The organism is Streptomyces atriruber, assembly GCF_001418325.1.
GTDB classification, from domain to species: Bacteria; Actinomycetota; Actinomycetes; order Streptomycetales; family Streptomycetaceae; genus Streptomyces; species Streptomyces atriruber.
Genome location: NZ_LIPN01000022.1, coordinates 1 through 22983 on the forward strand (window position 1 = coordinate 1; position 22983 = coordinate 22983).

At 70.1% G+C, this 22983-nt stretch carries 19 protein-coding genes; 7 read left to right on the top strand and 12 right to left on the bottom strand.

The features are described from left to right. On the top strand, positions 1–1096 hold a 1096-nt coding region (locus AOK03_RS01735; RefSeq protein WP_055563311.1), incomplete at its 5' end, for a branched-chain amino acid ABC transporter permease. Then, positions 1093–2361, top strand: coding sequence for an ABC transporter substrate-binding protein (locus tag AOK03_RS01740; RefSeq protein ID WP_055563312.1), 1269 nt, complete (start codon positions 1093–1095; stop codon positions 2359–2361). The genes AOK03_RS01735 and AOK03_RS01740, both read left to right, overlap by 4 nt. A 139-nt stretch (positions 2362–2500) precedes the next feature. On the opposite strand, the gene pssA is transcribed toward AOK03_RS01740, so the two are convergent. The 9 genes from pssA to AOK03_RS01785 all read right to left on the bottom strand — a co-directional run bounded on the left by pssA (position 2501) and on the right by AOK03_RS01785 (position 13375). Then, positions 2501–3355, bottom strand: coding sequence for a CDP-diacylglycerol--serine O-phosphatidyltransferase (pssA, locus tag AOK03_RS01745; protein ID WP_079074397.1), 855 nt, complete (start codon positions 3353–3355; stop codon positions 2501–2503). Further along, positions 3342–3998 (bottom strand): phosphatidylserine decarboxylase, encoded by a 657-nt coding sequence (locus tag AOK03_RS01750; protein WP_055555195.1) that lies wholly within the window; start codon positions 3996–3998, stop codon positions 3342–3344. The genes pssA and AOK03_RS01750 overlap by 14 nt, the downstream gene beginning before the upstream one ends. A 170-nt stretch (positions 3999–4168) precedes the next feature. Beyond that, positions 4169–5374 (bottom strand): acyl-CoA dehydrogenase family protein, encoded by a 1206-nt coding sequence (locus tag AOK03_RS01755; protein WP_055563314.1) that lies wholly within the window; start codon positions 5372–5374, stop codon positions 4169–4171. 2 nt (positions 5375–5376) lie between these two features. Further along, positions 5377–5901: a MaoC family dehydratase gene (locus AOK03_RS01760; protein ID WP_055563315.1), complete on the bottom strand. Its 525-nt coding sequence runs from the start codon at positions 5899–5901 to the stop codon at positions 5377–5379. 5 nt (positions 5902–5906) lie between these two features. After that, positions 5907–6872, bottom strand: a complete 966-nt coding sequence (locus tag AOK03_RS01765) for an HpcH/HpaI aldolase/citrate lyase family protein (RefSeq protein ID WP_055563316.1) — start codon at positions 6870–6872, stop codon at positions 5907–5909. Next, positions 6869–8896: a protein meaA gene (locus AOK03_RS01770; RefSeq protein ID WP_055563317.1), complete on the bottom strand. Its 2028-nt coding sequence runs from the start codon at positions 8894–8896 to the stop codon at positions 6869–6871. Before AOK03_RS01770 ends, AOK03_RS01765 begins: the two co-directional genes overlap by 4 nt. 22 nt (positions 8897–8918) lie before the next feature. Continuing rightward, positions 8919–10280 carry a crotonyl-CoA carboxylase/reductase gene (gene ccrA / locus AOK03_RS01775; RefSeq protein WP_055563318.1) on the bottom strand — a complete coding sequence of 454 codons (1362 nt, stop codon included), beginning with the start codon at positions 10278–10280 and terminating at the stop codon, positions 8919–8921. A 394-nt stretch (positions 10281–10674) separates the two neighbouring features. Next, positions 10675–11481: a TetR family transcriptional regulator gene (locus tag AOK03_RS01780; protein WP_055563319.1), complete on the bottom strand. Its 807-nt coding sequence runs from the start codon at positions 11479–11481 to the stop codon at positions 10675–10677. Between the two features lie 112 nt (positions 11482–11593). Then, entirely contained in the window at positions 11594–13375 is a 1782-nt protein-coding gene (locus tag AOK03_RS01785) for a 3-hydroxyacyl-CoA dehydrogenase family protein (protein WP_055563320.1), read from the bottom strand. Positions 13376–13731: 356 nt separating this feature from the next. On the opposite strand from AOK03_RS01785, the gene AOK03_RS01790 reads away from it, so the two are divergent. Further along, positions 13732–14325, top strand: a complete 594-nt coding sequence (locus AOK03_RS01790) for an adenylosuccinate lyase (RefSeq protein WP_055563321.1) — start codon at positions 13732–13734, stop codon at positions 14323–14325. A gap of 19 nt (positions 14326–14344) precedes the next feature. On the opposite strand, the gene AOK03_RS01795 is transcribed toward AOK03_RS01790, so the two are convergent. The 3 genes from AOK03_RS01795 to AOK03_RS01805 form a co-directional block, all read right to left on the bottom strand. Beyond that, on the bottom strand, positions 14345–14743 hold the full coding sequence (locus AOK03_RS01795) for a RidA family protein (protein ID WP_055563322.1): 399 nt from the start codon (positions 14741–14743) through the stop codon (positions 14345–14347). Further along, complete coding sequence (locus AOK03_RS01800; RefSeq protein WP_055563323.1) at positions 14740–16371, bottom strand: alpha/beta hydrolase; 1632 nt, start codon at positions 16369–16371, stop codon at positions 14740–14742. The genes AOK03_RS01795 and AOK03_RS01800 overlap by 4 nt, the downstream gene beginning before the upstream one ends. Before the next feature lie 122 nt (positions 16372–16493). After that, entirely contained in the window at positions 16494–17528 is a 1035-nt protein-coding gene (locus AOK03_RS01805) for an Rv2578c family radical SAM protein (RefSeq protein WP_055563324.1), read from the bottom strand. A 240-nt stretch (positions 17529–17768) separates the two neighbouring features. Between AOK03_RS01805 and AOK03_RS01810 the strand changes: the two genes are divergently transcribed. From AOK03_RS01810 to AOK03_RS01825, 4 genes are all read left to right on the top strand, one after another. After that, complete coding sequence (locus AOK03_RS01810; RefSeq protein WP_055563325.1) at positions 17769–18317, top strand: GNAT family N-acetyltransferase; 549 nt, start codon at positions 17769–17771, stop codon at positions 18315–18317. Between the two features lie 99 nt (positions 18318–18416). After that, entirely contained in the window at positions 18417–19664 is a 1248-nt protein-coding gene (locus AOK03_RS01815; protein ID WP_055563326.1) for an arsenic transporter, read from the top strand. Positions 19665–19759: 95 nt separating this feature from the next. After that, the gene (locus AOK03_RS01820) at positions 19760–20203 is read left to right on the top strand and encodes an SRPBCC family protein (RefSeq protein ID WP_055563327.1); all 444 of its coding nucleotides are present in this window, start codon (positions 19760–19762) and stop codon (positions 20201–20203) included. A 201-nt stretch (positions 20204–20404) separates the two neighbouring features. After that, positions 20405–22867, top strand: coding sequence for an MFS transporter (locus tag AOK03_RS01825; protein ID WP_055563328.1), 2463 nt, complete (start codon positions 20405–20407; stop codon positions 22865–22867). Positions 22868–22983 lie beyond the last annotated feature (116 nt).

Consider the following 22983-nt stretch of genomic DNA (forward strand, 5'->3'; position numbering starts at 1 on the left):
CGCCGCCCGCCCCGTCGGCCGCACACCGCCCGGCCGCCCCCGCGCCTACGCGTGGACCGCAGGCACCGCAGGCGCCGCCGTCCTGCTCGCCCTGCCGTTCTACCTGGACCGCTTCTGGCTCCAGGCGGGCCTCTTCGCGATGGCCGCCGCCATCGGCGCGATCGGCATCAACCTCCTCACCGGCGCCACCGGCCAGCTCTCCATGGGGCACGCCTTCTTCCTCGCCATCGGGGCGTACGGATACTGCGTCCTCGCCGGCGACGGGGACGACGGGCTGACCGGGCTCGGCCTGCCGACCTGGCTCGCCGCGGCCCTCGCGGTGGCACTCGCCGGGCTCGCGGGCGGCCTCTTCAGCCCCATCGCGGGACGCCTGAGCGGCGCCTACCTCGGCATCGCGACCCTCGCGCTGATCTTCATCGGGCAGCACGTGCTCTTCAACGCCCACGACCTCACCGGCGGCTCCAACGGACGCGACGTGCCGCCCCTGAACCTCTTCGGCACGGCCTTCGACGAGCGCGAGGTCGTGATCGCGGCCGTACCCTTCGGCTCCGTCGAGAAGCTCTGGTACGTGGGACTCGTGCTGCTCCTGGGCTGCGGGCTCTTCGCCCGCGGGGTGCTGCGCGGCCGCCCCGGACGCGCCATGAACGCGATCCGCGACCACCGCGTCGCCGCGGGCGTGATGGGGGTCCCGGTGGCCCGCTACCGCGCCGGTGTCTTCGTCCTGTCGTCCATGTACGCGGGCCTCGCCGGGGTGCTGCTCGCCCTGGTATTCCAGCGCACCGTCCCCGACTACTTCGGCATGACGCTCTCCCTGGAATACCTCGCCATGATCGTGATCGGCGGGCTCGGCTCGGTCGCCGGAGCCGTCGCGGGTGCCGCCCTGGTCTCCCTGCTGCCCCAGCTGCTCACCCGGTACAGCGACGCGCTGCCCCTCGTCTCGGCGCCCGGCACCGGCGGAATCACCCCGGGTGAGGCGTCCCGGTATCTGTACGGCGCCGCCGTCGTGGCGGTGGTGCTCTTCCTGCCCGGCGGCCTGGTGAGGATCGCCGCCCGGCGCAGCAGGCCCAGACCAGGCACTCCAGGGGAGGAAGCATGAAAGCACTGACCAGAGCCACGGCGGCCGCCACGGCGCTCACCGCGCTGCTCGCGCTCACCGCGTGCAGCTCAAAGGCCGAGAACAACGACGAGGGTGCCGAGGGCGACACGGGCGCGGGAGGGGTGAAGACCGGCGACGGCGTGACGGCGGAGACCATCGACCTCGGCGTGCTCACCGACATGACCGGCGTCTATGCCACCCTCGGCAAGAGCGTCACCCAGGCCCAGCAGCTCTACGTCGACCAGACCAACGCGGGCGGCGGCATCTGCGGCCGCAAGCTGAAGCTCACCGTCCGCGACCACGGCTACGACCCGCAGAAGGCCGTCGCCGCCTACACCGAGCTGGAGCCGAAGGTGCTCGGCTTCGCCCAGTTCATCGGCTCCCCGTTCGTCGCCGCCGTCGAGCAGCGCGTCGACGGCAACAAGGGCCTGGTGCTGCCGCAGGCGTGGTCGGCGAACCTGCTCGGCAGCCCGTACGTGCGCGTGGTCGGCTCCACGTACGACCTGGAGACGATCAACGCGATCGACTTCCTCATGAAGGAGAAGGGCCTCAAGAAGGGCGACAAGCTCGGCCACGTCTACTTCGAGGGCGACTACGGAGAGAACGCGCTCAAGGGCTCCGAGCACATGGCCGAGGAGGCCGGGCTCACGGTCGTCGAGCAGAAGATCAAACCGACGGACAACGACATGACCGCCCAGGTCTCCGCCCTCAAGAAGGCCGGGGTCAAGGCGGTCGTGATCAGTGCGGGCCCCCGCCAGGCGGCCTCCCTGGTCGGCGTCGCGGCGGCGGGGAGCTTCGACGTCCCGGTCATCGGCAACAACTCGGCGTTCGCCCCGCAGCTCCTCGCCACCCAGTCGGGCCCGGCCCTCATGAAGAACTACTACGTGGCCTCGCCCACCCTGCCCATCGGCGCGGACACCGCGGCGGCGAAGAAGCTCGTCGCCGACTACAAGAAGGCCCACCCCGAGGACTCCCTCGACAACGGCGTCGTGGCGGGCTGGACGGCGGCGTCCGTCTTCGGAGAGGCCCTGAAGAAGGCGTGCGAGGACAAGGACCTCACGCGCGAGGGCGTGGGCAAGGCCCTCCTGACCATCGACGACTTCGACGCGGGCTTCGGCGTCCCCCAGGACTTCACCGACCCGAAGGCGCCCTCCTCCAGGGAGAGCGTGATCCTCCAGCCGGACAAGAAGGCGACGGGCGGCATGAAGGTCGTACGACAGCCGAGCGCGGCGGACGCGGCGAAGGCATACACCGCGGGCGGCTGAGTCACCTGAGCCCGTCGGCGCGGGGCAGGTGTTTCAGCCCGTCCGGCGTTTGAGGACGAGCCCGAAGGGCGATGGACGGCATGCGAAGGGGGGCCTGAACCACTTGGTTCAGGCCCCCCTTAAAACCGCTCAAGCGCCGCTACGGCAGCTGTGCCGCCCGCGCCTCGCGGCGGTTGCCGCGGAAGTTGTTCACCCGTCGGGCCGTGGCGAAGAGGGGGATCACCGCGCCGAGGACGAGCTGGAGCGCGCAGCCGGTCTGCAGGAGCAGCTGGCCGCCGGGGGCGTCGAACGCCCAGGCCGCGAGCAGCCCCATGGCCGCGACGATCCAGGAGAGCATGGCCACCGCGAGGGGACCGCGCGGCTTCGGGTACTCGACCCGGCTGACCATGAGCCACGCCGTGCCGATGATCGCGAGGAGCGTCGCCACGAAGGGCAGCTCCAGGAGCACGATCGAGACGACCGTCAGCGCCCCGAAGGGCGATGGCATGCCCTGGAAGGTGCCGTCCTTCACGGTCACGCACGAGAACCGCGCAAGCCGCAGCACCACCGCCAACAGCACGACGATCGCACCGACCGCCGCCACCCGCTCGTGCGCGTCCCGCGCGACCATGCCGTACACCAGCACGAAGTACGCGGGCGCCAGGCCGAAGCTGATGAGGTCGGAGAGGTTGTCCAGCTCCGCGCCCATCGGCGAGGACCGCAGCTTGCGGGCCACCAGGCCGTCGAAGAGGTCGAAGACCGCCGCGCACAGCATGAGGATCACCGCGGTGGCGGCGCTGTTGCGGGCCATGCCCGACTCGTCGCCGCCCGAGAGGTGCGGGATGAGGATGCCCGTGGTGGTGAAGTACACCGCCATGAACCCGCACGTGGCGTTACCGAGCGTGAGGGTGTCCGCTATCGAGAGGCGCAGTGAGAGAGGCATCTCCTCATCGGCCTCGTCCTCGGCCGCCTCGGGCACCCAGCCCGCTTGTGTCTCAGGATCAACCACGGTCAATGCGAGTCACCCCAGCCACGGTCTTCTGACCGACCTCGACGTCCACCTCGACACCCTCGGGGAGGTAGATGTCGACGCGCGAGCCGAAACGGATCAGGCCGATCCGCTCACCCTGCTCCACCTTCGAGCCCTGCGGCACGTACGGCACGATGCGCCGCGCGACCGCGCCCGCGATCTGAATCATCTCGATGTCGCCGAGCTCGGTGTCGAAGTGCCAGACAACGCGCTCGTTGTTCTCGCTCTCCTTGTTGAACGCCGGGACGAACCCGCCGGGGATGTGCTCCACGGAGGTCACCGTGCCCGCGAGGGGCGCGCGGTTGACGTGGACGTTCAACGGGCTCATGAAGATGGCGACGCGGGTGCGCCCGTCCTTCCACGGCATGATGCTCTGCACCACGCCGTCGGCCGGAGAGATGACCCGGCCCTGAGCGATCTCGCGCTCGGGGTCGCGGAAGAACCACAGCATGCCGGCCGCCAGGGCGGTGGCGGGTACGGCGACGGCCGCGGCGCCCTTGGAGCGGCGCGCGCGGGCGAGGCTGAGTGCCGCGGTGGCGACGGTAGGCAGGAGCCACGGCGATGCTCCGCGGGCAAGGCGTCCCTGGAGAATGCCGTCGCGTGGTGCAGAGGTTTGGCTGTGGGGCATGGATGACCTTCGTAGCGGATGAGGCCGCGCAGGGAATGGGGGACGGCGGCTTTTTCCGGATGTTATCGGTTGCGAGCCACAACTGGGCAAGCCAGGAAGCCGAGTCCGCGGCCGAAGAGTGTTGACAGGGTGTGATCTTCTTCTCGGTGAAAGTGGCCCAAACCGGGCATCTAGCCCTGGAATCGATACTCTTCGAGTAGCCGTCGGCCAATGATCATTTTCTGGATCTCGGCGGTACCTTCACCGATCAGGAGCATGGGCGCCTCCCGGTAGAGACGCTCGATCTCATACTCCTTCGAGAAGCCGTATCCACCATGGATCCGGAACGCATCCTCCACGACTTCCTTGCAGTACTCGGAGGCGAGGTACTTCGCCATCCCCGCTTCCAGGTCGTTTCGTTCCCCCGAGTCCTTTTTGCGTGCTGCGTTCACCATCATCGCATGGGCGGCCTCGACCTTGGTAGCCATCTCGGCCAGCTTGAACTGAATGGCCTGGTGCTGAGCGATCGCCTTGCCGAAAGTGTGACGTTGCTGGGCATACGAGACACCCAGTTCGAAGGCACGCTGAGCGACGCCACAGCCACGAGCTGCAACATTGACGCGGCCGACCTCGACGCCGTCCATCATTTGGTAAAACCCTCGGGCGGTGGCCCCGCCGAGCACGCGATTGGCCGGAATTCGCAGTCCGTCCATGATGAGTTCGGTCGTGTCGACGCCCTTGTAACCCATCTTGTCGATCTTGCCGGGGATGGTGAGGCCGGGTCGGACCTCTCCGAAACCGGGCTCCTTCTCCACTAGGAAAGTCGTCATCGACTTGTGCGGAGCCGTGCCCTCCGGGTGTCCTTCGTCACTTCGGCACAGAACGGCCACGAGGGTCGACGTGCCACCGTTGGTGAGCCACATCTTCTGACCGTTGAGAACGTACTCGTCGCCGTCCCGCACGCCCTTGGACGTGATGGCCGACACATCGGAGCCGAGTCCCGGCTCCGACATCGAGAACGCGCCGCGCACCTCGCCCGCCGCCATGCGCGGCAGGAAGGTGTCCTTCTGCTCCTGTGTGCCGTGCTGCTTGAGCATGTAAGCGACGATGAAGTGGGTGTTGATGATGCCGGAGACCGACATCCAGCCACGCGCGATCTCCTCCACGCACAGCGCGTACGTGAGCAGCGACTCGCCCAGGCCGCCGTACTCCTCCGGGATCATCAGCCCGAAGAGCCCCAACTCCTTGAGGCCGTCGACGATCTGCTGCGGATACTCGTCACGGTGCTCGAGTTCGGTCGCGACAGGAATGATCTCCTTGTCGACGAAATCCCGGACGGTGGACAGGATCTCCCGCTGGATGTCGGTGAGACCGGCGGTCTGTGCGAGTCGGCTCATGGCTACTTCTCCGTGCTCTTCGAAGGGGCGTTCAGCTCCGGGCGGCCGGGCTGTTCGCCGCCGCGCTCCTTGATGTACGTCTCGGTGGGCACCATCACCTTGCGGCGGAACACGCAGACCAGCGTGCCGTCCTGCTTGTAGCCCTTGGTCTCCACGTAGACGATGCCGCGGTCCGACTTGGACCTGGAGGGCGTCTTGTCGAGGACCGTCGTCTCGCCGTAGATCGTGTCGCCGTGGAAGGTCGGCGCCACGTGCTTGAGCGACTCGACCTCCAGGTTGGCGATGGCCTTGCCGGAGACGTCGGGGACGGACATGCCGAGGAGCAGCGAGTAGATGTAGTTGCCCACGACGACGTTCTTCCCGAAGTCCGTCGTCTTCTCCGCATAGTTCGTGTCCATGTGGAGGGGGTGGTGGTTCATGGTGAGCAGACAGAAGAGGTGGTCGTCGTACTCGGTGACCGTTTTTCCGGGCCAGTGCTTGTACACGGCGCCGACTTCGAACTCTTCGTAGGTGCGGCCGAACTGCATGTGTCTTACGCCTCCGGGGCCTCGAACTTGGACGTGCGGGTCATCCCGGCCGCACGGCCCTTCCCGGAGATGACCAGCGCCATCTTCCGGCTGGCCTCGTCGATCATCTCGTCGCCGAGCATCGCCGAGCCCTTCTTGCCGCCCGCCTCGGAGGTGCAGTACTCGTACGCGTCCAGGATCAGCTCGGCGTGGTCGAAGTCCTCCTGGGAGGGCGAGAAGACCTCGTTGGCCGCCTCGACCTGGCCGGGGTGCAGGACCCACTTGCCGTCGAAGCCGAGCGCGGCGGCGCGGTTCGCGACCTCGCGGTAGCCGTCGACGTTCTTGATCTGCAGGTAGGGGCCGTCGATCGCCTGGAGGTTGTTGGCGCGGGCGGCCATCAGGATCTTCATCAGGATGAAGTGGTAGGCGTCCGCCGGGTAGCCGGGCGGCTGCTCGCCGACGACCAGGGACTTCATGTTGATGGACGCCATGAAGTCGGCCGGGCCGAAGATGATCGTCTCGACGCGCGGGGAGGCCTCGGCGATCGCGTTGACGTTGTTGAGGCCCTGCGCGTTCTCGATCTGCGCCTCGATGCCGATCTTGCCGACCTCGAAGCCCATCGTCTTCTCGATCTGGGTGAGGAGCAGGTCGAGCGCGACGACCTGCTCGGCCGTCTGCACCTTCGGCAGCATGATGCAGTCGAGGTTCTGGCCCGCCCCCTCGACGACGGTCACGACGTCGCGGTACGTCCACTCGGTCGTCCAGTCGTTGACCCGCACGACCCGCGTCTTGCCCGTCCAGTCGCCCTCGTTGAGGAACTTGACGATGGTGTGCCGCGCCTCGGGCTTGGCGAGCGGCGCGCAGGCGTCCTCCAGGTCGAGGAAGACCTGGTCGGCGGGGAGGCCCTGGGCCTTCTCCAGGAAGCGCGGGTTCGAACCCGGTACCGCGAGACAGGAGCGGCGCGGACGAAGGCGGTTGATGGGCGCAGTCATGCGGGGACCTCCAGGGGGTCGAGGTTGTTCGCTTTCCGGATCTCGTCGACGATACGGCCGATGATCTCGGTGATGCCGAAGTCCTTCGGGGTGAAGACGGCGGCCACACCCGCCGCCTTCAGATCCTCGGCGTCGCTGTTGGGGATGATGCCGCCGGCGATGACGGGAATGTCGGGGGCGCCGGCCTCGCGGAGCCGCACGAGGACGTCCGGCACGAGCTCCGCGTGCGAGCCGGAGAGGATCGACAGGCCGACCGCGTGCACGTCCTCGGCGAGCGCCGCGTCGACGATCTGCTCGGGCGTGAGGCGGATGCCCTGGTAGACCACTTCGAAGCCGGCGTCCCGCGCGCGCACCGCGATCTGCTCGGCGCCGTTGGAGTGCCCGTCGAGGCCGGGCTTGCCCACCAGGAAGCGGAGCCTGCCGCCACCGAGGTCCTCGGCCGTCCGCGCGACCTTCTCGCGGACGATGGCGAGCGGGGTGCCCTCCTCCGCCGTGACGGCCACAGGAGCGCTGGAGACGCCCGTAGGAGCCCGGAACTCCCCGAAGACCTCCCGCAGGGCCCCGGCCCACTCCCCGGTCGTCACACCGGCGCGTGCGCACTCCAGGGTGGCCTCCATGAGGTTGCCCGTACCGGCCGCCACCTCCTTGAGCCGCTCCAGGGCCTTGCAGGGGCGGGGGTGGTTGAACGGCGGCTGGTAGCGGGTGTCGCGCCACTGCCCGAGGGCCTTCACGACACGCGCCTCGACCGCGGGGTCGACCGTCATGATCGCCGCGTCCAGGTCCGAGGTGAGCGGGCTCGGCTCGGTGGACTCGTAGGAGTTCACGCCGACGATCTTCTCCTGGCCCGACTCGATGCGGGCCCGGCGCTCCGCGTGCGAGGAGACGAGCTGCGACTTGAGGTAGCCGGACTCGACGGCGGCCATCGCGCCGCCCATCTTCTCGATGCGGTCCATCTCGGCGAAGGACTCCTCGACGAGCGACTCCACCTTGGCCTCGATGACGTGCGAGCCCGCGAAGATGTCCTCGTACTCCAGCAGGTCGCTCTCGTGCGCGAGGACCTGCTGGATGCGCAGCGACCACTGCTGGTCCCAGGGCCGGGGGAGGCCCAGCGCCTCGTTCCAGGCGGGGAGCTGCACGGCACGCGCGCGTGCGTCCTTCGAGAGGGTGACGGCCAGCATCTCGAGCACGATGCGCTGGACGTTGTTCTCCGGCTGGGCCTCGGTCAGGCCCAGGGAGTTGACCTGCACGCCGTAGCGGAACCGGCGCTGTTTCGGGTTCTCGATGCCGTACCGCTCGCGCGTGACCTGATCCCAGATCCGCCCGAACGCCCGCATCTTGCACATCTCCTCGATGAAGCGGACGCCCGCGTTCACGAAGAAGGAGATGCGGGCCACGACGTCCCCGAACTTCTCCTCGGGGACCTGCCCTGAGTCGCGTACGGCATCGAGAACCGCGACGGCGGTGGACATCGCGTACGCGATCTCCTGGACCGGTGTGGCCCCCGCCTCCTGGAGGTGGTAGCTGCAGATGTTGATCGGGTTCCACTTGGGGATGCGCGCCACCGTGTACGTGATCATGTCGGTGGTCAGGCGCAAGGAGGGGCCCGGCGGGAAGACGTGCGTCCCGCGCGAGAGGTACTCCTTGACGATGTCGTTCTGTGTCGTCCCCTGGAGCTGGGTGATGTCCACACCCTGCTCCTCCGCGACCACCTGGTAGAGCGCCAGGAGCCACATGGCGGTGGCATTGATCGTCATCGAGGTGTTCATCTGGTCCAGGGGGATGTCCTGGAACAGCCGTCGCATGTCACCGAGGTGCGAGACGGGCACACCGACCCGGCCGACCTCACCGCGGGCGAGGATGTGGTCCGGGTCGTAGCCGGTCTGCGTGGGCAGGTCGAACGCGACCGAAAGGCCCGTCTGCCCCTTGGCGAGGTTGCGCCGGTACAACTCGTTGGACGCCTCCGCCGTGGAGTGACCGGCGTACGTCCGCATGAGCCACGGCCGGTCCTTCTGACGCTCTGTCATCTTGCGCTGCTCCTCAGTGCGTTCAGACGTTGCGGAAGCGGTTGATCGCGTCGATGTGCTCGGCGCGCATCTCCGGGTCGCGCACTCCCAGACCCTCCTCGGGCGCGAGGGCGAGGACGCCGACCTTGCCCTGGTGCAGGTTGCGGTGGACGTCGTAGGCGGCCTGGCCGGTCTCTTCCAGGGAGTAGACCTTGGAGAGCGTCGGGTGGATCTTGCCCTTGGCGATCAGGCGGTTGGCCTCCCAGGCCTCGCGGTAGTTCGCGAAGTGCGAGCCGATGATGCGCTTGAGGGACATCCACAGGTAGCGGTTGTCGTACTCGTGCATGTAGCCCGAGGTGGAGGCGCAGGTGGTGATGGTGCCGCCCTTGCGCGTGACGTAGACGCTGGCGCCGAAGGTCTCGCGGCCGGGGTGCTCGAAGACGATGTCGATGTCCTCGCCGCCGGTGAGCTCGCGGATGCGCTTGCCGAAGCGCTTCCACTCCTTCGGGTCCTGGGTGCGCTCGTCCTTCCAGAACTTGTAGCCCTCGGCGTTGCGGTCGATGATCGCGTCGGCGCCCATGGCGCGGCAGATCTCCGCCTTCTGCGGGCTGCTCACCACGCAGATGGGGTTGGCGCCGCCCGCGAGCGCGAACTGCGTGGCGTAACTGCCGAGTCCGCCGCTCGCGCCCCAGATCAGGACGTTGTCGCCCTGCTTCATGCCCGCGCCGTTGCCGGACACCAGCTGCCGGTAGGCGGTGGAGTTCACCAGGCCGGGGGAGGCCGCCTCCTCCCAGCTGAGGTGGCCCGGCTTGGGCATCAGCTGGTTGGACTTGACCAGGGCGATCTCGGCGAGGCCGCCGAAGTTGGTCTCGAAGCCCCAGATGCGCTGCTCGGGGTCGAGCATCGTGTCGTTGTGGCCGTCGGAGGACTCGAGCTCGACGCTCAGGCAGTGCGCGACGACCTCGTCGCCCGGGTTCCAGGCGTTCACGCCGGGCCCGGTGCGCAGGACGACGCCCGCCAGGTCGGATCCGATGATGTGGTACGGCAGGTCGTGGCGCTTGGTGAGCTCGCTGAGCCTGCCGTACCGCTCCAGGAAGCCGAAGGTGGCCATCGGCTCGAAGATCGAGGTCCACACGGAGTTGTAGTTCACCGAGGAGGCCATGACGGCCACCAGGGCCTCTCCGGGGCCGAGTTCGGGGATCGGCACGTCGTCCAGGTGGAGCGACTTGCGGGGGTCCTTGTCGCGGGTCTCGAGGCCCGCGAACATCTCCGTGTCGTCCTTGTGCACGGTGATCGCGCGGTACGAGTCGGGCAGGGGGAGAGCGGCGAAATCTGCGGATGTGACCGTGGCCGAGCCACTGGTGGTCGCGGTCTGTGCCTGAATCGCGTCCAGGATTTCCTTCACGGTGTGCCTCCGGCGTAAGCGCTGAGGGGGCGCTCTTCGAGGGGGATACGTCGGGCTTGTTGCGATGCTCTGGAGGGGTGTGCCGTCGGTTCGGCGAAGGGTGGTGCTCGGCAACGCCTTGGTGAGGCGCGGGAGGTGCCTGTGACGCAGGCGTCCGGGCGCGCAAGCCGTGGCTTGTGGGGACAGCCGGCGTACGCGAGATCTCTGTACGCCGGCCGCCCGGACAACATCAACGTATGGCACCGCGTGCCAACGGGCAAGACACTGGGTGCCATTAATTTTTGACCGATGATCGATCACCGCAGGCCAGAGGGGGTGCGAGCATGACGAAGGGGGCGCTACCGAACGGTAGCGCCCCCTTCTAAGTCACGCATGAAGGCGGATCAAAACCTGCCTAGGAACGCTCCCTGAGCGCCTTCTCGATGGTCCGCATGACCTCGTCCAGCGGTGCGTCCGTACGCGCCACGGCGACCAGCACCTCGCCCTGTTCGGACACCGTCGCCGGGGCGGCGGCCGGCAGCGTGTCGCGGCCCGCGCCGATCCCCGTGCCGAAGGTGCGGCGGACGATCGCGAACGCGTGGTCCAACTGGGTCTCCACGTCGCCCTGGCCGCCGGCCCGCAGCCACCGCCGCAGGACGTGGTTGTGGGCGGTGACCACCGCGGAGGCGGCGACCTCGGCGAGCAGCGGGTCGTCGTTGCCGTCGTGGTGCGCCTGCTCGTCGAAGTGGCCCAGCAGATAGCGCGTGAACAGCCGTTCGTAGCGGGCCACCGAGGCGATCTCGCGCTCGCGGAGCGTGGGTACCTCGCGGGTGAGGCGGTAGCGCTCCACGGAGACCGCGGGCGACGCCGCGTACATCTTCATGACTTCCTTGATGCCCCGGCACACCGTGTCCAGCGGGTGCTCGTGCGGCGGGGCCGCGTTGAGGACCGCCTCGGCGCGGATCAAGGTGTCGTCGTGGTCCGGGAAGATCGCCTCTTCCTTGGAGCGGAAGTGCCGGAAGAAGGTCCGGCGGGCGACCCCCGCGGCGGCGGCGATCTCGTCGACCGTCGTCGCCTCGTACCCCTTAGACGCGAAGAGCTCCATGGCCGCGGCCGCCAGCTCCCTGCGCATCTTGAGCCGTTGGGCGGCGGCACGGCTGCCCGCGGCACTCTCCGGAGCGTCGGGGGTTGCGTTGCGTGAGGACTTGGCGGCCTTGGACATGCCACGAACGTACTGCATATGCGCGCCACGGTGCTCCTGAGGGACAGGGCTGCCCGAGGGTTCGAGCAGCCCGCCCCAGTCCGTCCGTTCCCCCGGTCGCTCCTCGGCCTGCTCAGCGCCGCGCATATTCGCGGAAGCCACGGCCCGTCTTGCGGCCGAGGCAGCCCGCGGCCACCAGGTGTTCGAGCAGCGGCGCCGGGGCCAGGCCCGGGTCGCGGAACTCGTGGTGCAGGACCTTCTCGATGGCCAGCGACACGTCCAGGCCGACGACGTCCAGGAGCTCGAAGGGGCCCATGGGGTAGCCGCCGCCGAGCTTCATCGCGGCGTCGATGTCGTCCAGCGACGCGTAGTGCTCCTCGACCATCTTGATCGCGTTGTTGAGGTACGGGAACAGCAGCGCGTTCACGATGAAACCGGCGCGGTCGCCGCAGTCCACCGGGTGCTTGCGGATCCGGGTGCAGACCTCGCGGACCGTCGCCTGCACGTCGTCCGCGGTCACCACCGTGCGGACCACCTCGACCAGCTTCATCGCCGGGGCCGGGTTGAAGAAGTGCATGCCGATCACGTCACGCGGCCGGGAGGTGGCGCGGGCGCAGGCGACGACCGGCAGCGAGGACGTCGTGGTGGCCAGGATCGCGCCCGGCTTGCAGACCTTGTCCAGCGTCGCGAAGAGCTGCCGCTTGATCTCCAGGTCCTCGGCGACGGCCTCCAGGGCCAGATCGACGTCGGCGAACGCCTCGTACGACCCCGCGGGCGTGATCCGCTCCAGGGTCTGCGCCGCGGCCTCCGCGGTCATCCTGCCCTTGTCGACGGAGCGGGAAAGGGACTTGCCGATGCGGGACTTGGCGGCCTCGGCCTTCTCCTCGCTGCGGGCGGCGAGCACCACGTGGAAGCCGGCCTTGGCGAAGACCTCCGCGATGCCGGAGGCCATCGTCCCCGAGCCCGCGACGCCCACCGAGCGGACCTCGCGTCCCCGCGCGCGCTCCTCGTCCGCCACGGGGGTCAGCGCGTCGCGCACCACCTCCGCGCTGCCCGGCTCCGCGTACGTGTAGAAGCCGCGGCCCGCCTTGCGTCCGGTCAGCCCCGCCTCGCTGAGCTGCTTGAGAATGGGCGCGGGAGCGTGCAGGCGGTCCTGCGACTCGGCGTACATCGCGTCCAGGACCGTGCGGGCGGTGTCCACGCCGATCATGTCGAGCAGCGCGAGCGGGCCCATCGGCAGGCCACAGCCCAGCCGCATCGCCGCGTCGATGTCCTCGCGCGAGGCGTACTTCGCCTCGTACATCGCGGCGGCCTGGTTGAGGTAGCCGAAGAGCAGCCCGTCGGCGACGAAACCGGGCCGGTCGCCGACCGCGACGGGCTCCTTGCCCAGGGCGTACGCCAGGTCGGTGACCGCGGCGACGGCGGCGGGTGCGGTCAGCACGGACGAGACGATCTCGACCAGCTTCATCGCGGGTGCCGGGTTGAAGAAGTGGAGGCCCAACACCCGCTCAGGGCGCGCGGATTCGGCGGCCAGCCGGGTCACGGACAGCGCGTTCGTGCCGGTCGCGATGATCGTCTCGGGGCGCACGACGCCGTCGAGCTCGCGGACGACCTGCTGCTTGATCTCGTACGACTCCGGGACGACCTCGATGACCAGGTCGGCGTCGGCCGCGGCGCGCAGGTCGGTGAAGGTGCGGAAGCGGGTGAGGATGCCGCGGCGCTCCTCCTCGGTGAGGCGTTCACGGCGCACGGCGCGGGCGGTCGAGGCCTCCAGGGCCTCGACGGCGCGGGTGGCCGCCGTCTGGCAGACGTCGATGCCGATGACCTCGCGGCCCGCCCGGGCCAGGACCTCGGTGATGCCGGTGCCCATCGTGCCCAGACCGATGACGGCGACGGTGTTCAAGGGAGCGTCCATGCGTGGACTCCAGGAAGAGAGTGACGACTGAGGGGCGCGCGCGGGTACGGCGAGTGCCGCACGGCGAGCGGGAAGTGGTGCGTGTCGTGTCCGGGCGGCGCGCAGGGCACGCCCGGTGAGGGGGAGTCGACCGGCTCTGTCCCGGAGCCACGTCGTACTGAGGTACCTGAAGTACCGAACCGACCAGACACTCACGGTGGCTGCGTCACCAGGCCACCGCGAGAAAAGGAACTGCTACGGGGAGTGTGCCCCGCTCACATGAGACTAACCGGCGAGTAACGAGCGCGCCAGCCCGCATCGTTTTCCGGTGTCTGTGATCTACATCGCGACCGCCGGTAAGGCTTAGGCTCGCGACCATGGATGAGGAGTTGCGGACGGTGACGGAACGCTTACGGGCCGAGGCGAGCGGATCACAGGAGTACGAGAGGCTCGTCGCCGCCGACGATCCCGATGAGCTCGCCGAAGTGCTCGTGTCGCCCGGGCGCCCGTTGTGGGCCCGGGAGCTGGCCGCGGTCAGGCTCGGCGTCGCCGGTGACCGCAGGGCCTTCGAGTCGCTCGTCCTCCTCCTCAACCACCGGGATCCGCCCCGGTGCGCGGCCGCGGCCCACGCCCTGGCGCGCCTCGGCGACCCGCGCACGGCCCGCGCGGCGGCCGCCCTGGCCACGAACGAGCTCCGGATCGCCTACGCCCTGTACCCCGTGCGCCTGCTGACGGAGCTGCGCGCGCCGGAGTCGGCGCCCGCGCTGATCACCACGCTGCAGCGCAGACTGGCGCCGCACGACCCCTTCGGCAAGATCGCGCTCGCGTGTGTGGAGGGTCTCGGGGCACTGGGTGACGCGCGGGCCAGGCCGGTGCTGACGGCCGCGCGCGGTCACCCTCGGCTGGCGGCCGCGGCATCGGCGGCGCTGGCGCGGCTTCCCCAGGGGGACGGCCGCGCGGGCGGCAACTGACGGCTGCCCGCGGCGACCGCTACTCCGGCACCACCGCGAACGCCTCTATCTCCATCAGGAATTCGGGGCGCACCAGCGACACCACCTGCACCGCCGAGGCCGCGGGGAGCCGCTCGGGGTCGAGGAAGGCGTCCCGGGCGGAGCGCACCGCGGGCATGTGCGCCATGTCCGTCACGAAATACGTCAACTTCACGACGTCGTCGAACGTGGCGCCCGCCGACGCGAGGCACCGCCGCAGGTTCTCGAACACCTGCCGGGCCTGCGCCGCCGCGTCGCCCTCGCCGACGGGCTTGCCGTCCTCGTCCAGGGCCAACTGCCCCGAGATCGCGACGAAGCGGCCCGATCCCATGACGACGTGCGTGTACGCGGAGGCGGGGGCGACGCCCTCGGGGGCGCTGATGTGGGTCAGTCGGCTCATGCCCCCATGGTGGACCACGGGTGTGACAACGCCCTGGGGCCGGTGCCGGGGCCGGTCTTCGCGACCTTCGCGCTCGTGGCGGCCTTCGTGCTCTTCGCCGCCTTCAGCGGCTTCGGGTCGGGCAGTGCCTCGCACACCGCGTCGGCCTCACCGCCGCCCGCGGGCACCTTGCCGGTCGTCAGATACACCGTCAGGTGCCGGTCGAGGCACTTGCTGCCGCTCAGCGTGATGCCGTGGTTGCCGCCGCCCTGCTCGACCACCAGGCGGGAGCCCCGCAGCTTCCGGTGCAGGTTGACGGCCCCGTCGTACGGGGTGGCCGGGTCGTCGGTGGCCTGGAACAGCAGGACGGGCGGCAGCTCGGAGTTGGCGACGTCCGGCTGGCTCAGGTGGTGCGTCGGCCAGAACGCGCACGGCGCGTTGTACCAGGCGTTGTTCCAGGTCGAGAAGGGGGCCTTCTCGTGGATCCGGTCGTTGTCGTCCCGCCACGTCCGCCAGTCGCGCGGCCACTGCACGTCCCGGCACTGCACGGCCGTGTAGACGCTGTAGCTGTTCTCGCCTGCTGCGTCGACCGCTCCGAGGCTCTCGTACACCGCGACCAGCGGTTTGCTGTTCCTGTCGTTCACGTACGCCGCGAACGCTTTGGCCAGGTGGGGCCAGTAGCCGTTGTAGTAGCCGCCCGGGATGAAGGTGTCCTCCAGCTCGGCGGCGCCCACCTTCTTGCCCGCGGGCTTCTCGGCCAGGGCCTTGCGCATCGCGTACCACTCGGCCTCGACCTTGTCGGGGTCCTTGCCGAGGCCGTACGCCGAGTCGTGGCGGGCGATCCAGGCCATGAGCGCCTTGTGGCGGTCGTCGAAGGCGTGGTCCTGCCGGAGGTTGTCGTCGTACCAGACGCCCGTCGGGTCGACGAGGGAGTCGAGCGCCATGCGCCGCACCCGCTGCGGATAGAGCCTTCCGTAGAGGGCGCCGAGGTAGGTGCCGTACGAGTAGCCGAAGAAGTTGATGCGCTTGGCGCCGAGGGCCGCGCGCATGGCGTCCATGTCCTGGACCACGCTCACCGAGTCGATGAACGGCAGGACGTCGCCGTACTTCTTGCCGCAGGCCTTCGCGAACGCCCGTGCCCTGTCGAGGTTGGCGCGCTCCAGGGCGGGCGTGGTCGGCACGGTGGCGGGGCGCACGGGGTCGAAGTGTCCCGGGCGGCAGTTCAGCGCGGGCCTGCTCTTGCCCACCCCACGCGGGTCGAAGCCGATGACGTCGTACTGCGCGGCCGTCTTCTTCGGCAGCGACTTGGCGACGAACCCCGCCATGGACAGCCCGCTGCCGCCCGGCCCGCCGGGGTTCACCAGGAGCGGCCCCTGGAAGGTCTTGGCGGTGTGCGGGACGCGGGACAGGGCGAGGGTGATCTGCCGCCCGTGCGGCTCGTGGTGGTCGAGCGGCACCTTCAGTGACGCGCACTGGAGCGTCGGGTAGTCCTTGGTGGCGCACTTCTTCCACGTGAGCGGGGTGTGCCGGGCCTGCGCCGGGGGCGTGGTGCCCGGGCCTGCCGGGGCCCCCGAGGCGGGCGGCACCGCCGTGGCCATCGTGGCCGCCGCGGCGGCGACCGAGCAGAGTACGGCGACGCGCTTGTTCATCCGGCCTCCCAGAGCGGTGGGTTCGGGGCCCTGGGGGGCCGCGATCTCTGGCGCATCTTCTCGGAATGCCCCTCCTGAAGAGCGCCGTCACGGCCGGGAACAACCCGAAAGGGGCAAGCCGGTCACAACAGGGTGAGCTGAGTGGGCCCCGTGGCGGGCTCGGCCTGCTGGGGGACCCGGAGCCGCCGGGCGGCGCCCGCGCGCGTGGGGCCGATGCCGAACTCCTCGGCCAGTTCGTGCACATGGCGGGTGATGCGGCGCTGGTACCACTTCGGGGCGTAGGCACCTTCCGCGTACAGCCGTTCGTACCGTCGCACCAGGTGCGGGTGGTGCCGGCCGAGCCACGCCATGAACCACTCCCGCGCACCCGGCCGAAGATGCAGCACCAGCGGCGTCACCGAGGTCGCGCCCGACGCGGCGACGGCCCGCACCGTGGCGCGCAGCTGGTCGGGGTGGTCGCCCAGGAAGGGGATGACCGGCGCCATCAGGACGCCGCAGGCGATGCCGTGCTCGGTGAGGGTGCGCACGACGTCGAGGCGGCGCTCCGGGGCCGGGGTGCCCGGCTCGACCGTGCGCCACAGCTCCTCGTCGATGAAGCCCACGGACACGGAGATCCCGACGTCCGTCACCGCGGCGGCCTGCCGCAGCAGGTCGAGGTCGCGCAGGATCAGCGTGCCCTTGGTCAGGATGGAGAAGGGGTTCCCGCGGTCGCGCAGCGCCGCGATGATCCCCGGCATCAGCCGGTAGCGGCCCTCCGCGCGCTGGTAGCAGTCCACGTTGGTGCCCATGGCGATGTGGTCGCCGTGCCAGCGCGGCGAGGCGAGCTGGCGCCGCAGCAGTTCGGCGGCGTTGACCTTGACGACGATCTGGCTGTCGAAGCCGAGGCCGGTGTCCAGGTCCAGATAGCTGTGCGTCTTGCGCGCGAAGCAGTAGACGCACGCGTGCGTGCATCCCCGGTAGGGGTTGACCGTCCATTCGAACGGCATGCGGGACGCGCCCGGCACGCGGTTCACGATCGACCTGGCCCGTATCTCGTGGAAGGTGATCCCGCTGAACTCAGGAGTGTCGAAGACCCTCGTCGTCACCGCGTCCGCGCCGAAGAGCGCGGCATCCGCGGTGCCCCGGCGCGGCCCGTCGGAAAGGTTCTCCCAGCGCATGACGCCTCCTCGGTAGCACTGACCACAGAATAGAACATACGTTCCCTTGATCGTGCGACCCTCCGCCGCTTGATAGCGTTCCGTCAAGCGCGACCTGCGCGACACCGCTGTGACGAGGGAGGTTGATGAATATGGCCCGCCGTACGCCTCATCAGCATGCCCTTGTCCGGGTTGCGCGAGCCTGAAGGAATCAGGCCACCGAAAGCGGCCCGGTCGTCGAAGAACGACCTGGAGAGTCGCGTGTCTTCTCTTTTCACCATCACCGCCGACCTGTCGACCGAACGCCTCACCCTGCGGGCCTGGACCGTCGCCGAGGTCTCCGATGCCGTCGAGATTGCCGACGGGCTCGCCGACCGGCGTCCGGCGCACTGGGCGCAGGACTTCCCCGCCGACGGGGACCGAGTCATCGCGGGCGTCATCGCCGAGCAGATCGCCGAGGGGCCCGCAGCCCCTGGGGCGTACGGCCACCGGCTGATCGTCGAACGGGAGGGCGGCGCCGTCGTCGGCTCCATCAGCCTGCTGTGGCCGCCGAGCGAGGGCTCGGTGGAGATCGGCTACGGAGTCGTGCCCTCGCGCCGCGGCCTCGGCTACGCGACGGAAGCCGTGCGGGCCCTGGTGGCCCACGCCCTGACCGCGCACGACGTCACCGTGGTCCACGCCGGGGTGGAAATCGGCAACCCGGCTTCCGTCCGTGTCCTGGAGAAGGCGGGCATGCACCGCTGGAGCAGTGACGGTACGACGGCCCGGTACCGCACGGGCGCGCCGGGGGAGACCCCGTCCCGGAAGTAGCACACCCCGGGCCCGGCGGCGGCGCGCACCGTCGCCGTCGGGCCCGTGCCGGCCGGACCGGCTGCGGACCGGCCCGCCGCGCGGTGGATGATCGGGAGCATGCTCGTCGAGTCCCTGTCCGTCGCAGCCCTGGCCGTGGTCCTCGTCTGCGCCGTCATCCGCCCCTTCCGCTGGCCCGAGGCCGCCTTCGCCGTGCCCGCCGCCGGTGTCGTGATCCTGGCCGGGGCGATCCCGCTCGACGACGTGCGGGACGAGGCCGCCCGGCTCGGGCCCGTGATCGGCTTCCTCGCGGGCGTCCTCGTGCTCGCCAAGCTCTGCGCAGACGAAGGGCTCTTCCGCGCCTGCGGCGGCTGGATGGCCCGCCGGTCCGCGGGTCGCCCCCGCAAGCTGCTCGGTGCCGTCTTCAGCCTGGCCTCGGTGATCACCGCGACCCTGAGCCTGGACGCCACCGTGGTCCTCCTGACCCCGGTCGTCTTCGCCACCGCCGCCCGCATGGGCGCCCGGCCCGCGCCGCACGTCTACGCGAGCGCCCACCTGTCGAACACGGCCTCGCTCCTGCTGCCCGTCTCGAACCTGACGAACCTCCTCGCCTTCACCGCGACCGGCCTGAGCTTCACCCGCTTCGCGCTGCTCATGACGCTGCCCTGGCTGGTCGCCATCGCGGTCGAGTACGCGGTCTTCCGCCGGTTCTTCGCCGCCGACCTCGACGCCCCCGCCGACGGCACGGAGCCCACGGAACCGCCGCGGATGCCACGGTTCGCCCTGGTGACCGTCGCGGCCACGCTCGCCGGGTTCGCCGTCGCCTCCGCCCTCGGCATCGAACCCGCCTGGTCCGCTGCGGCCGGTGCGGCCGTCCTCGCGGTGCGGGCCCTGCTGCGCAGGCGTACGACACCGGTGGCGATCCTGCGCTCGGCCTCACTGCCGTTCCTGGCCTTCGTCCTCGCCCTCGGCATCGTCGTCAGGGCCGTCGTGGACAACGGCCTCGGCGACGCCCTGGGGCGGGTCCTGCCGGACGGCACCGCCCTGCCCGCGCTGCTCGGCACGGCCGCCGTCGCCGCGCTGCTCGCCAACCTGATCAACAACCTGCCGGCCGTCCTCGCGCTGGTGCCGCTGGCCGCGCCCGCCGGGCCCGGAGCCGTGCTCGCCGTGCTCATCGGCGTGAACATCGGGCCCAATCTCACCTACGCCGGATCGCTCGCCACGCTCCTGTGGCGTCGCATCGCCCACCAGCACGAACACGACGTCAGCCTCGGGCGGTTCACTCGCCTCGGGCTCCTCACCACCCCCGCCGCCCTGGTCCTGTCGACCCTCGCGCTGTGGATCTCGCTCCGGCTTCTGCCGGGCTGAGCACGCCCCGTGCCGGGGACCCGATTTGGGAGGCCGGTGTGCCGGGTGGTTGGCTTTCCGTGAAGCCCCCGAGAACAACTGCTGGAGGAAGTGCAATGGCGCAGGTCGAGGCGGTCACCGAGCGGATCATCACGGCACAGCCGGACGATGTCTTCGACGCGCTGGCCGACTACAACGGCACGCGGGAGAAGCTCCTTTCGGAGCACTTCAGTGAGTACGAGGTGCGCGAGGGCGGCGACGGGGAGGGCACCCTCGTCCACTGGAAGCTGCAGGCCACCAGCAAGCGGATCCGTGACTGCCTCCTGGAGGTCGGCGAGCCCACCGACGGCGAACTGGTCGAGAAGGACCGCAACTCCTCCATGGTCACGACGTGGACGGTGACCCCGGCGGGCGAGGGCAAGTCCCGCGTCGTCGTCACCACCGTGTGGAACGGCGCGGGCGGCATCGGCGGCTTCTTCGAGAAGACCTTCGCGCCCAAGGGCCTCGGGCGGATCTACGACGCCGTGCTCGCCAACCTCGCCGCCGAGGTCGAGAAGTAGCCAACTCCCGCGTAGCCCATCAGGGTTGCCGGCACGCTCACCGTTTCGAGTGGTTTTCTGCTCGGTCCCGTTGTACGCCGTAGGGCTCCGACCGGCACATACGTCCGCCGGGCCCCGTGCGACGCCAACTCGTCGCGCTTGCTCGTAGTTGTCGCGTAATGCGAGAAATGGGCGGCGCAGGCGCGACGAGGGGAGCAGTACGTGGGCGGGACGACGCTGGTGCAGGTCGCCGAGCAGGACGAGCAGCGGCGCGAGGCGGCCGACGCGCCTCCGGAGCCGGGCGGCGACCGGCCGGACGATCAGGGGGCGGGCCAGCCGCCACCGGCACCGCTCGCCCCGACGGCCCACGGCCTCAGCCCCAGCCGCGTCCGGATGGTGTTCGTCGGGCTGATGCTCGCGCTGCTGCTCGCGGCGCTGGAGCAGATGATCGTCGCCACCGCGCTCCCGAAGATCGTCGGTGAGTTGCACGGCCTCGACAAGATGTCCTGGGCGATCACCGCCTATCTGCTCACCTCCACCATCGGCCTGCCGATCTACGGCAAGCTCGGCGACCTCTTGGGGCGCAAGGGCGTCTTCCAGTTCGCGATCGTCATCTTCGTCATCGGTTCGGCGCTGGCCGGCTGGTCGCGGACGATGGACCAGTTGATCGCCTTCCGCGCGATCCAGGGCGTCGGCGCGGGCGGCCTGATGATCGGCGTCCAGGCGATCATCGCGGACATCGTGCCGCCCCGGCAGCGCGGGCGCTACATGGGCCTGATCGGCGCCGCGTTCGGCCTCGCCTCGGTCGCGGGCCCCCTGCTCGGCGGCTTCTTCACCGACCACGCCTCCTGGCGCTGGTGCTTCTACTTCAACGTGCCCTTCGGTCTGGTCACCCTCCTGGTCGTCTCGCTCGTCCTGAAGCTGCCCAAGCCCACCGCCAGGGCCCGGCTCGACGTGCTCGGCGCGCTGCTGCTCGCCGCCGCCTCCACCTGCCTGGTCCTCCTGACGAGTTGGGGCGGCACCGAGTACGCCTGGGGCGACCGCGTGATCCTCGGGCTCGGAGCCGGTGCGGTCGTGGCCGCCGTGCTCTTCCTCGTCGCCGAGAAGTTCGCGGCAGAACCGATCATTCCGCTGCGCCTGTTCCGTGATCCGGTCTTCAACATCACCGGTCTCGTGGGCATGGTCGTCGGAATCGCCCTCTTCGGAGCGGCCAGTTATCTGCCGACCTTCCTGCAGATGGTCGACGGCGCGAGCGCCACCGAGTCCGGCCTCCTCATGCTGCCGATGATGGGCGGCATCGTCGGAGCGTCGATCATCTCCGGTCAACTCATCAGCCACACCGGGCGATACAAGATCTACCCGATCATCGGCGGCATCCTCTCCGTCGTCGGCATGTGGCTGCTCTCGCGCCTCGAAGTGGACACCTCCCGGCTGCAGTACAGCATCTGGATGGCGGTGCTCGGCGCGGGGATCGGCCTGGTGATGCCGGTCCTGGTGCTCGCCGTGCAGAACGCGGTCCGCCCCGCCGACCTGGGCACCGCCACCAGCGCCAACAACTACTTCCGGCAGATCGGCGGCAGCGTAGGAGCCGCGATCTTCGGCACGCTCTTCGCGGACCGGCTCGCCGACGCGCTCAGGGACCGGCTGCCCGCCGGTTCGGGCCAGGCCATGCCCGATGCCGAGTCCATCACCCCGCAGCTCGTCCACGCGCTGCCCGCACCGCTGCGCGAGGGCTACATCCAGGCCTACGCGGACGCGATGCCGCGGATCTTCCTCTACCTGGTGCCGGTGCTCGTCCTCGGCATGCTGCTCGCCTTCTTCCTCAAGGAGACCCCCCTGTTGTCCAGCGCCACCTCCCCCAACGCACCCGCCGCCGAAGCCGGGACGGTCGGGACCGTTCCGCAGGCCCGCACGACGACGTACGCCGCCGGGGTCCCGGTCTGCGGCACCGTGCAGCACCCCGACGGCACCGTGGTGCCCCGCGCGGCCCTCACCCTCATCGATGTGGCCGGACAGCAGATCGGTCGCGGGGCGAGCGGCGAGGACGGGCGGTACGCCCTGGCGACCCCCGGCAGCGGATCGTTCGTGCTGATCGCGGCCGCCGGTGGGCACCAGCCGCAGGCCGTCACCGTGACCGTCGGCGAGCGGCCGGTCGAGCTCGACGTGGTCCTCGGCGGGGCGGGCCGCCTCGCCGGGACCGTGGTGACCGCCGACGGGACGCCCGTCAGGGACGCCGCCGTCACCCTCACCGACGTCCGCGGCGAGGTCGTCGCCACCACCCGCAGCGGACGCGAAGGAAGCTATGTCATCACGGAGTTGGTGGCCGGTGAGTACACCCTGGCCGCCAGCGCCCCCGCGTTCCGCCCCGCCGCGCTCCCCGTCACCGTGCAGGCCTCGCGCGAGACCCGGCAGGACGTCGAGCTCGCGGGCGGTGCCGTGCTGCGGGGCACCGTGCGGGCCGGTGGCGGGCGGCCCGTCGAGGACGCGCGCGTGACCCTGCTCGACGCCGCGGGGAACGTCGTCGACACCCTGACCACCGCGGCGGACGGCACTTTCCGCTTCGTCGATCTGTCGTCCGGCGAGTACACCGTGATCGCGGCGGGTTACCCGCCGGTCGCCACGGTCCTCCAGGTCGCGGGCGGCGGCCGCACGGAGCGGGACCTGCAGCTCGGCCACGAGGACTGAGGGCTTCCGGCGACCGGCGCGGACGGGGCGCCGCCGTGGGGGCGTGCGCCGGTGCCCCGGCGGTGCCGGGCCAATTCCCGCATTGCCCCGCACGGCAACCTGCGCCGGTCGTACGG

Excerpts from the sequence above, each read along its gene's own strand:
- AOK03_RS01815 (WP_055563326.1), top strand. The coding sequence starts at position 18,417 with ATGCTCGTCGAGTCCCTGTCCGTCGCAGCCCTGGCCGTGGTCCTCGTC.
- AOK03_RS01740 (WP_055563312.1), top strand. The coding sequence starts at position 1,093 with ATGAAAGCACTGACCAGAGCCACGGCGGCCGCCACGGCGCTCACCGCG.
- AOK03_RS01750 (WP_055555195.1), bottom strand. The coding sequence starts at position 3,998 with ATGCCCCACAGCCAAACCTCTGCACCACGCGACGGCATTCTCCAGGGA.
- AOK03_RS01780 (WP_055563319.1), bottom strand. The coding sequence starts at position 11,481 with ATGTCCAAGGCCGCCAAGTCCTCACGCAACGCAACCCCCGACGCTCCG.
- AOK03_RS01790 (WP_055563321.1), top strand. The coding sequence starts at position 13,732 with ATGGATGAGGAGTTGCGGACGGTGACGGAACGCTTACGGGCCGAGGCG.
- AOK03_RS01820 (WP_055563327.1), top strand. The coding sequence starts at position 19,760 with ATGGCGCAGGTCGAGGCGGTCACCGAGCGGATCATCACGGCACAGCCG.
- AOK03_RS01765 (WP_055563316.1), bottom strand. The coding sequence starts at position 6,872 with ATGACTGCGCCCATCAACCGCCTTCGTCCGCGCCGCTCCTGTCTCGCG.
- AOK03_RS01755 (WP_055563314.1), bottom strand. The coding sequence starts at position 5,374 with ATGAGCCGACTCGCACAGACCGCCGGTCTCACCGACATCCAGCGGGAG.
- AOK03_RS01760 (WP_055563315.1), bottom strand. The coding sequence starts at position 5,901 with ATGCAGTTCGGCCGCACCTACGAAGAGTTCGAAGTCGGCGCCGTGTAC.
- AOK03_RS01770 (WP_055563317.1), bottom strand. The coding sequence starts at position 8,896 with ATGACAGAGCGTCAGAAGGACCGGCCGTGGCTCATGCGGACGTACGCC.
- AOK03_RS01795 (WP_055563322.1), bottom strand. The coding sequence starts at position 14,743 with ATGAGCCGACTGACCCACATCAGCGCCCCCGAGGGCGTCGCCCCCGCC.
- AOK03_RS01800 (WP_055563323.1), bottom strand. The coding sequence starts at position 16,371 with ATGAACAAGCGCGTCGCCGTACTCTGCTCGGTCGCCGCCGCGGCGGCC.
- AOK03_RS01785 (WP_055563320.1), bottom strand. The coding sequence starts at position 13,375 with ATGGACGCTCCCTTGAACACCGTCGCCGTCATCGGTCTGGGCACGATG.
- AOK03_RS01805 (WP_055563324.1), bottom strand. The coding sequence starts at position 17,528 with ATGCGCTGGGAGAACCTTTCCGACGGGCCGCGCCGGGGCACCGCGGAT.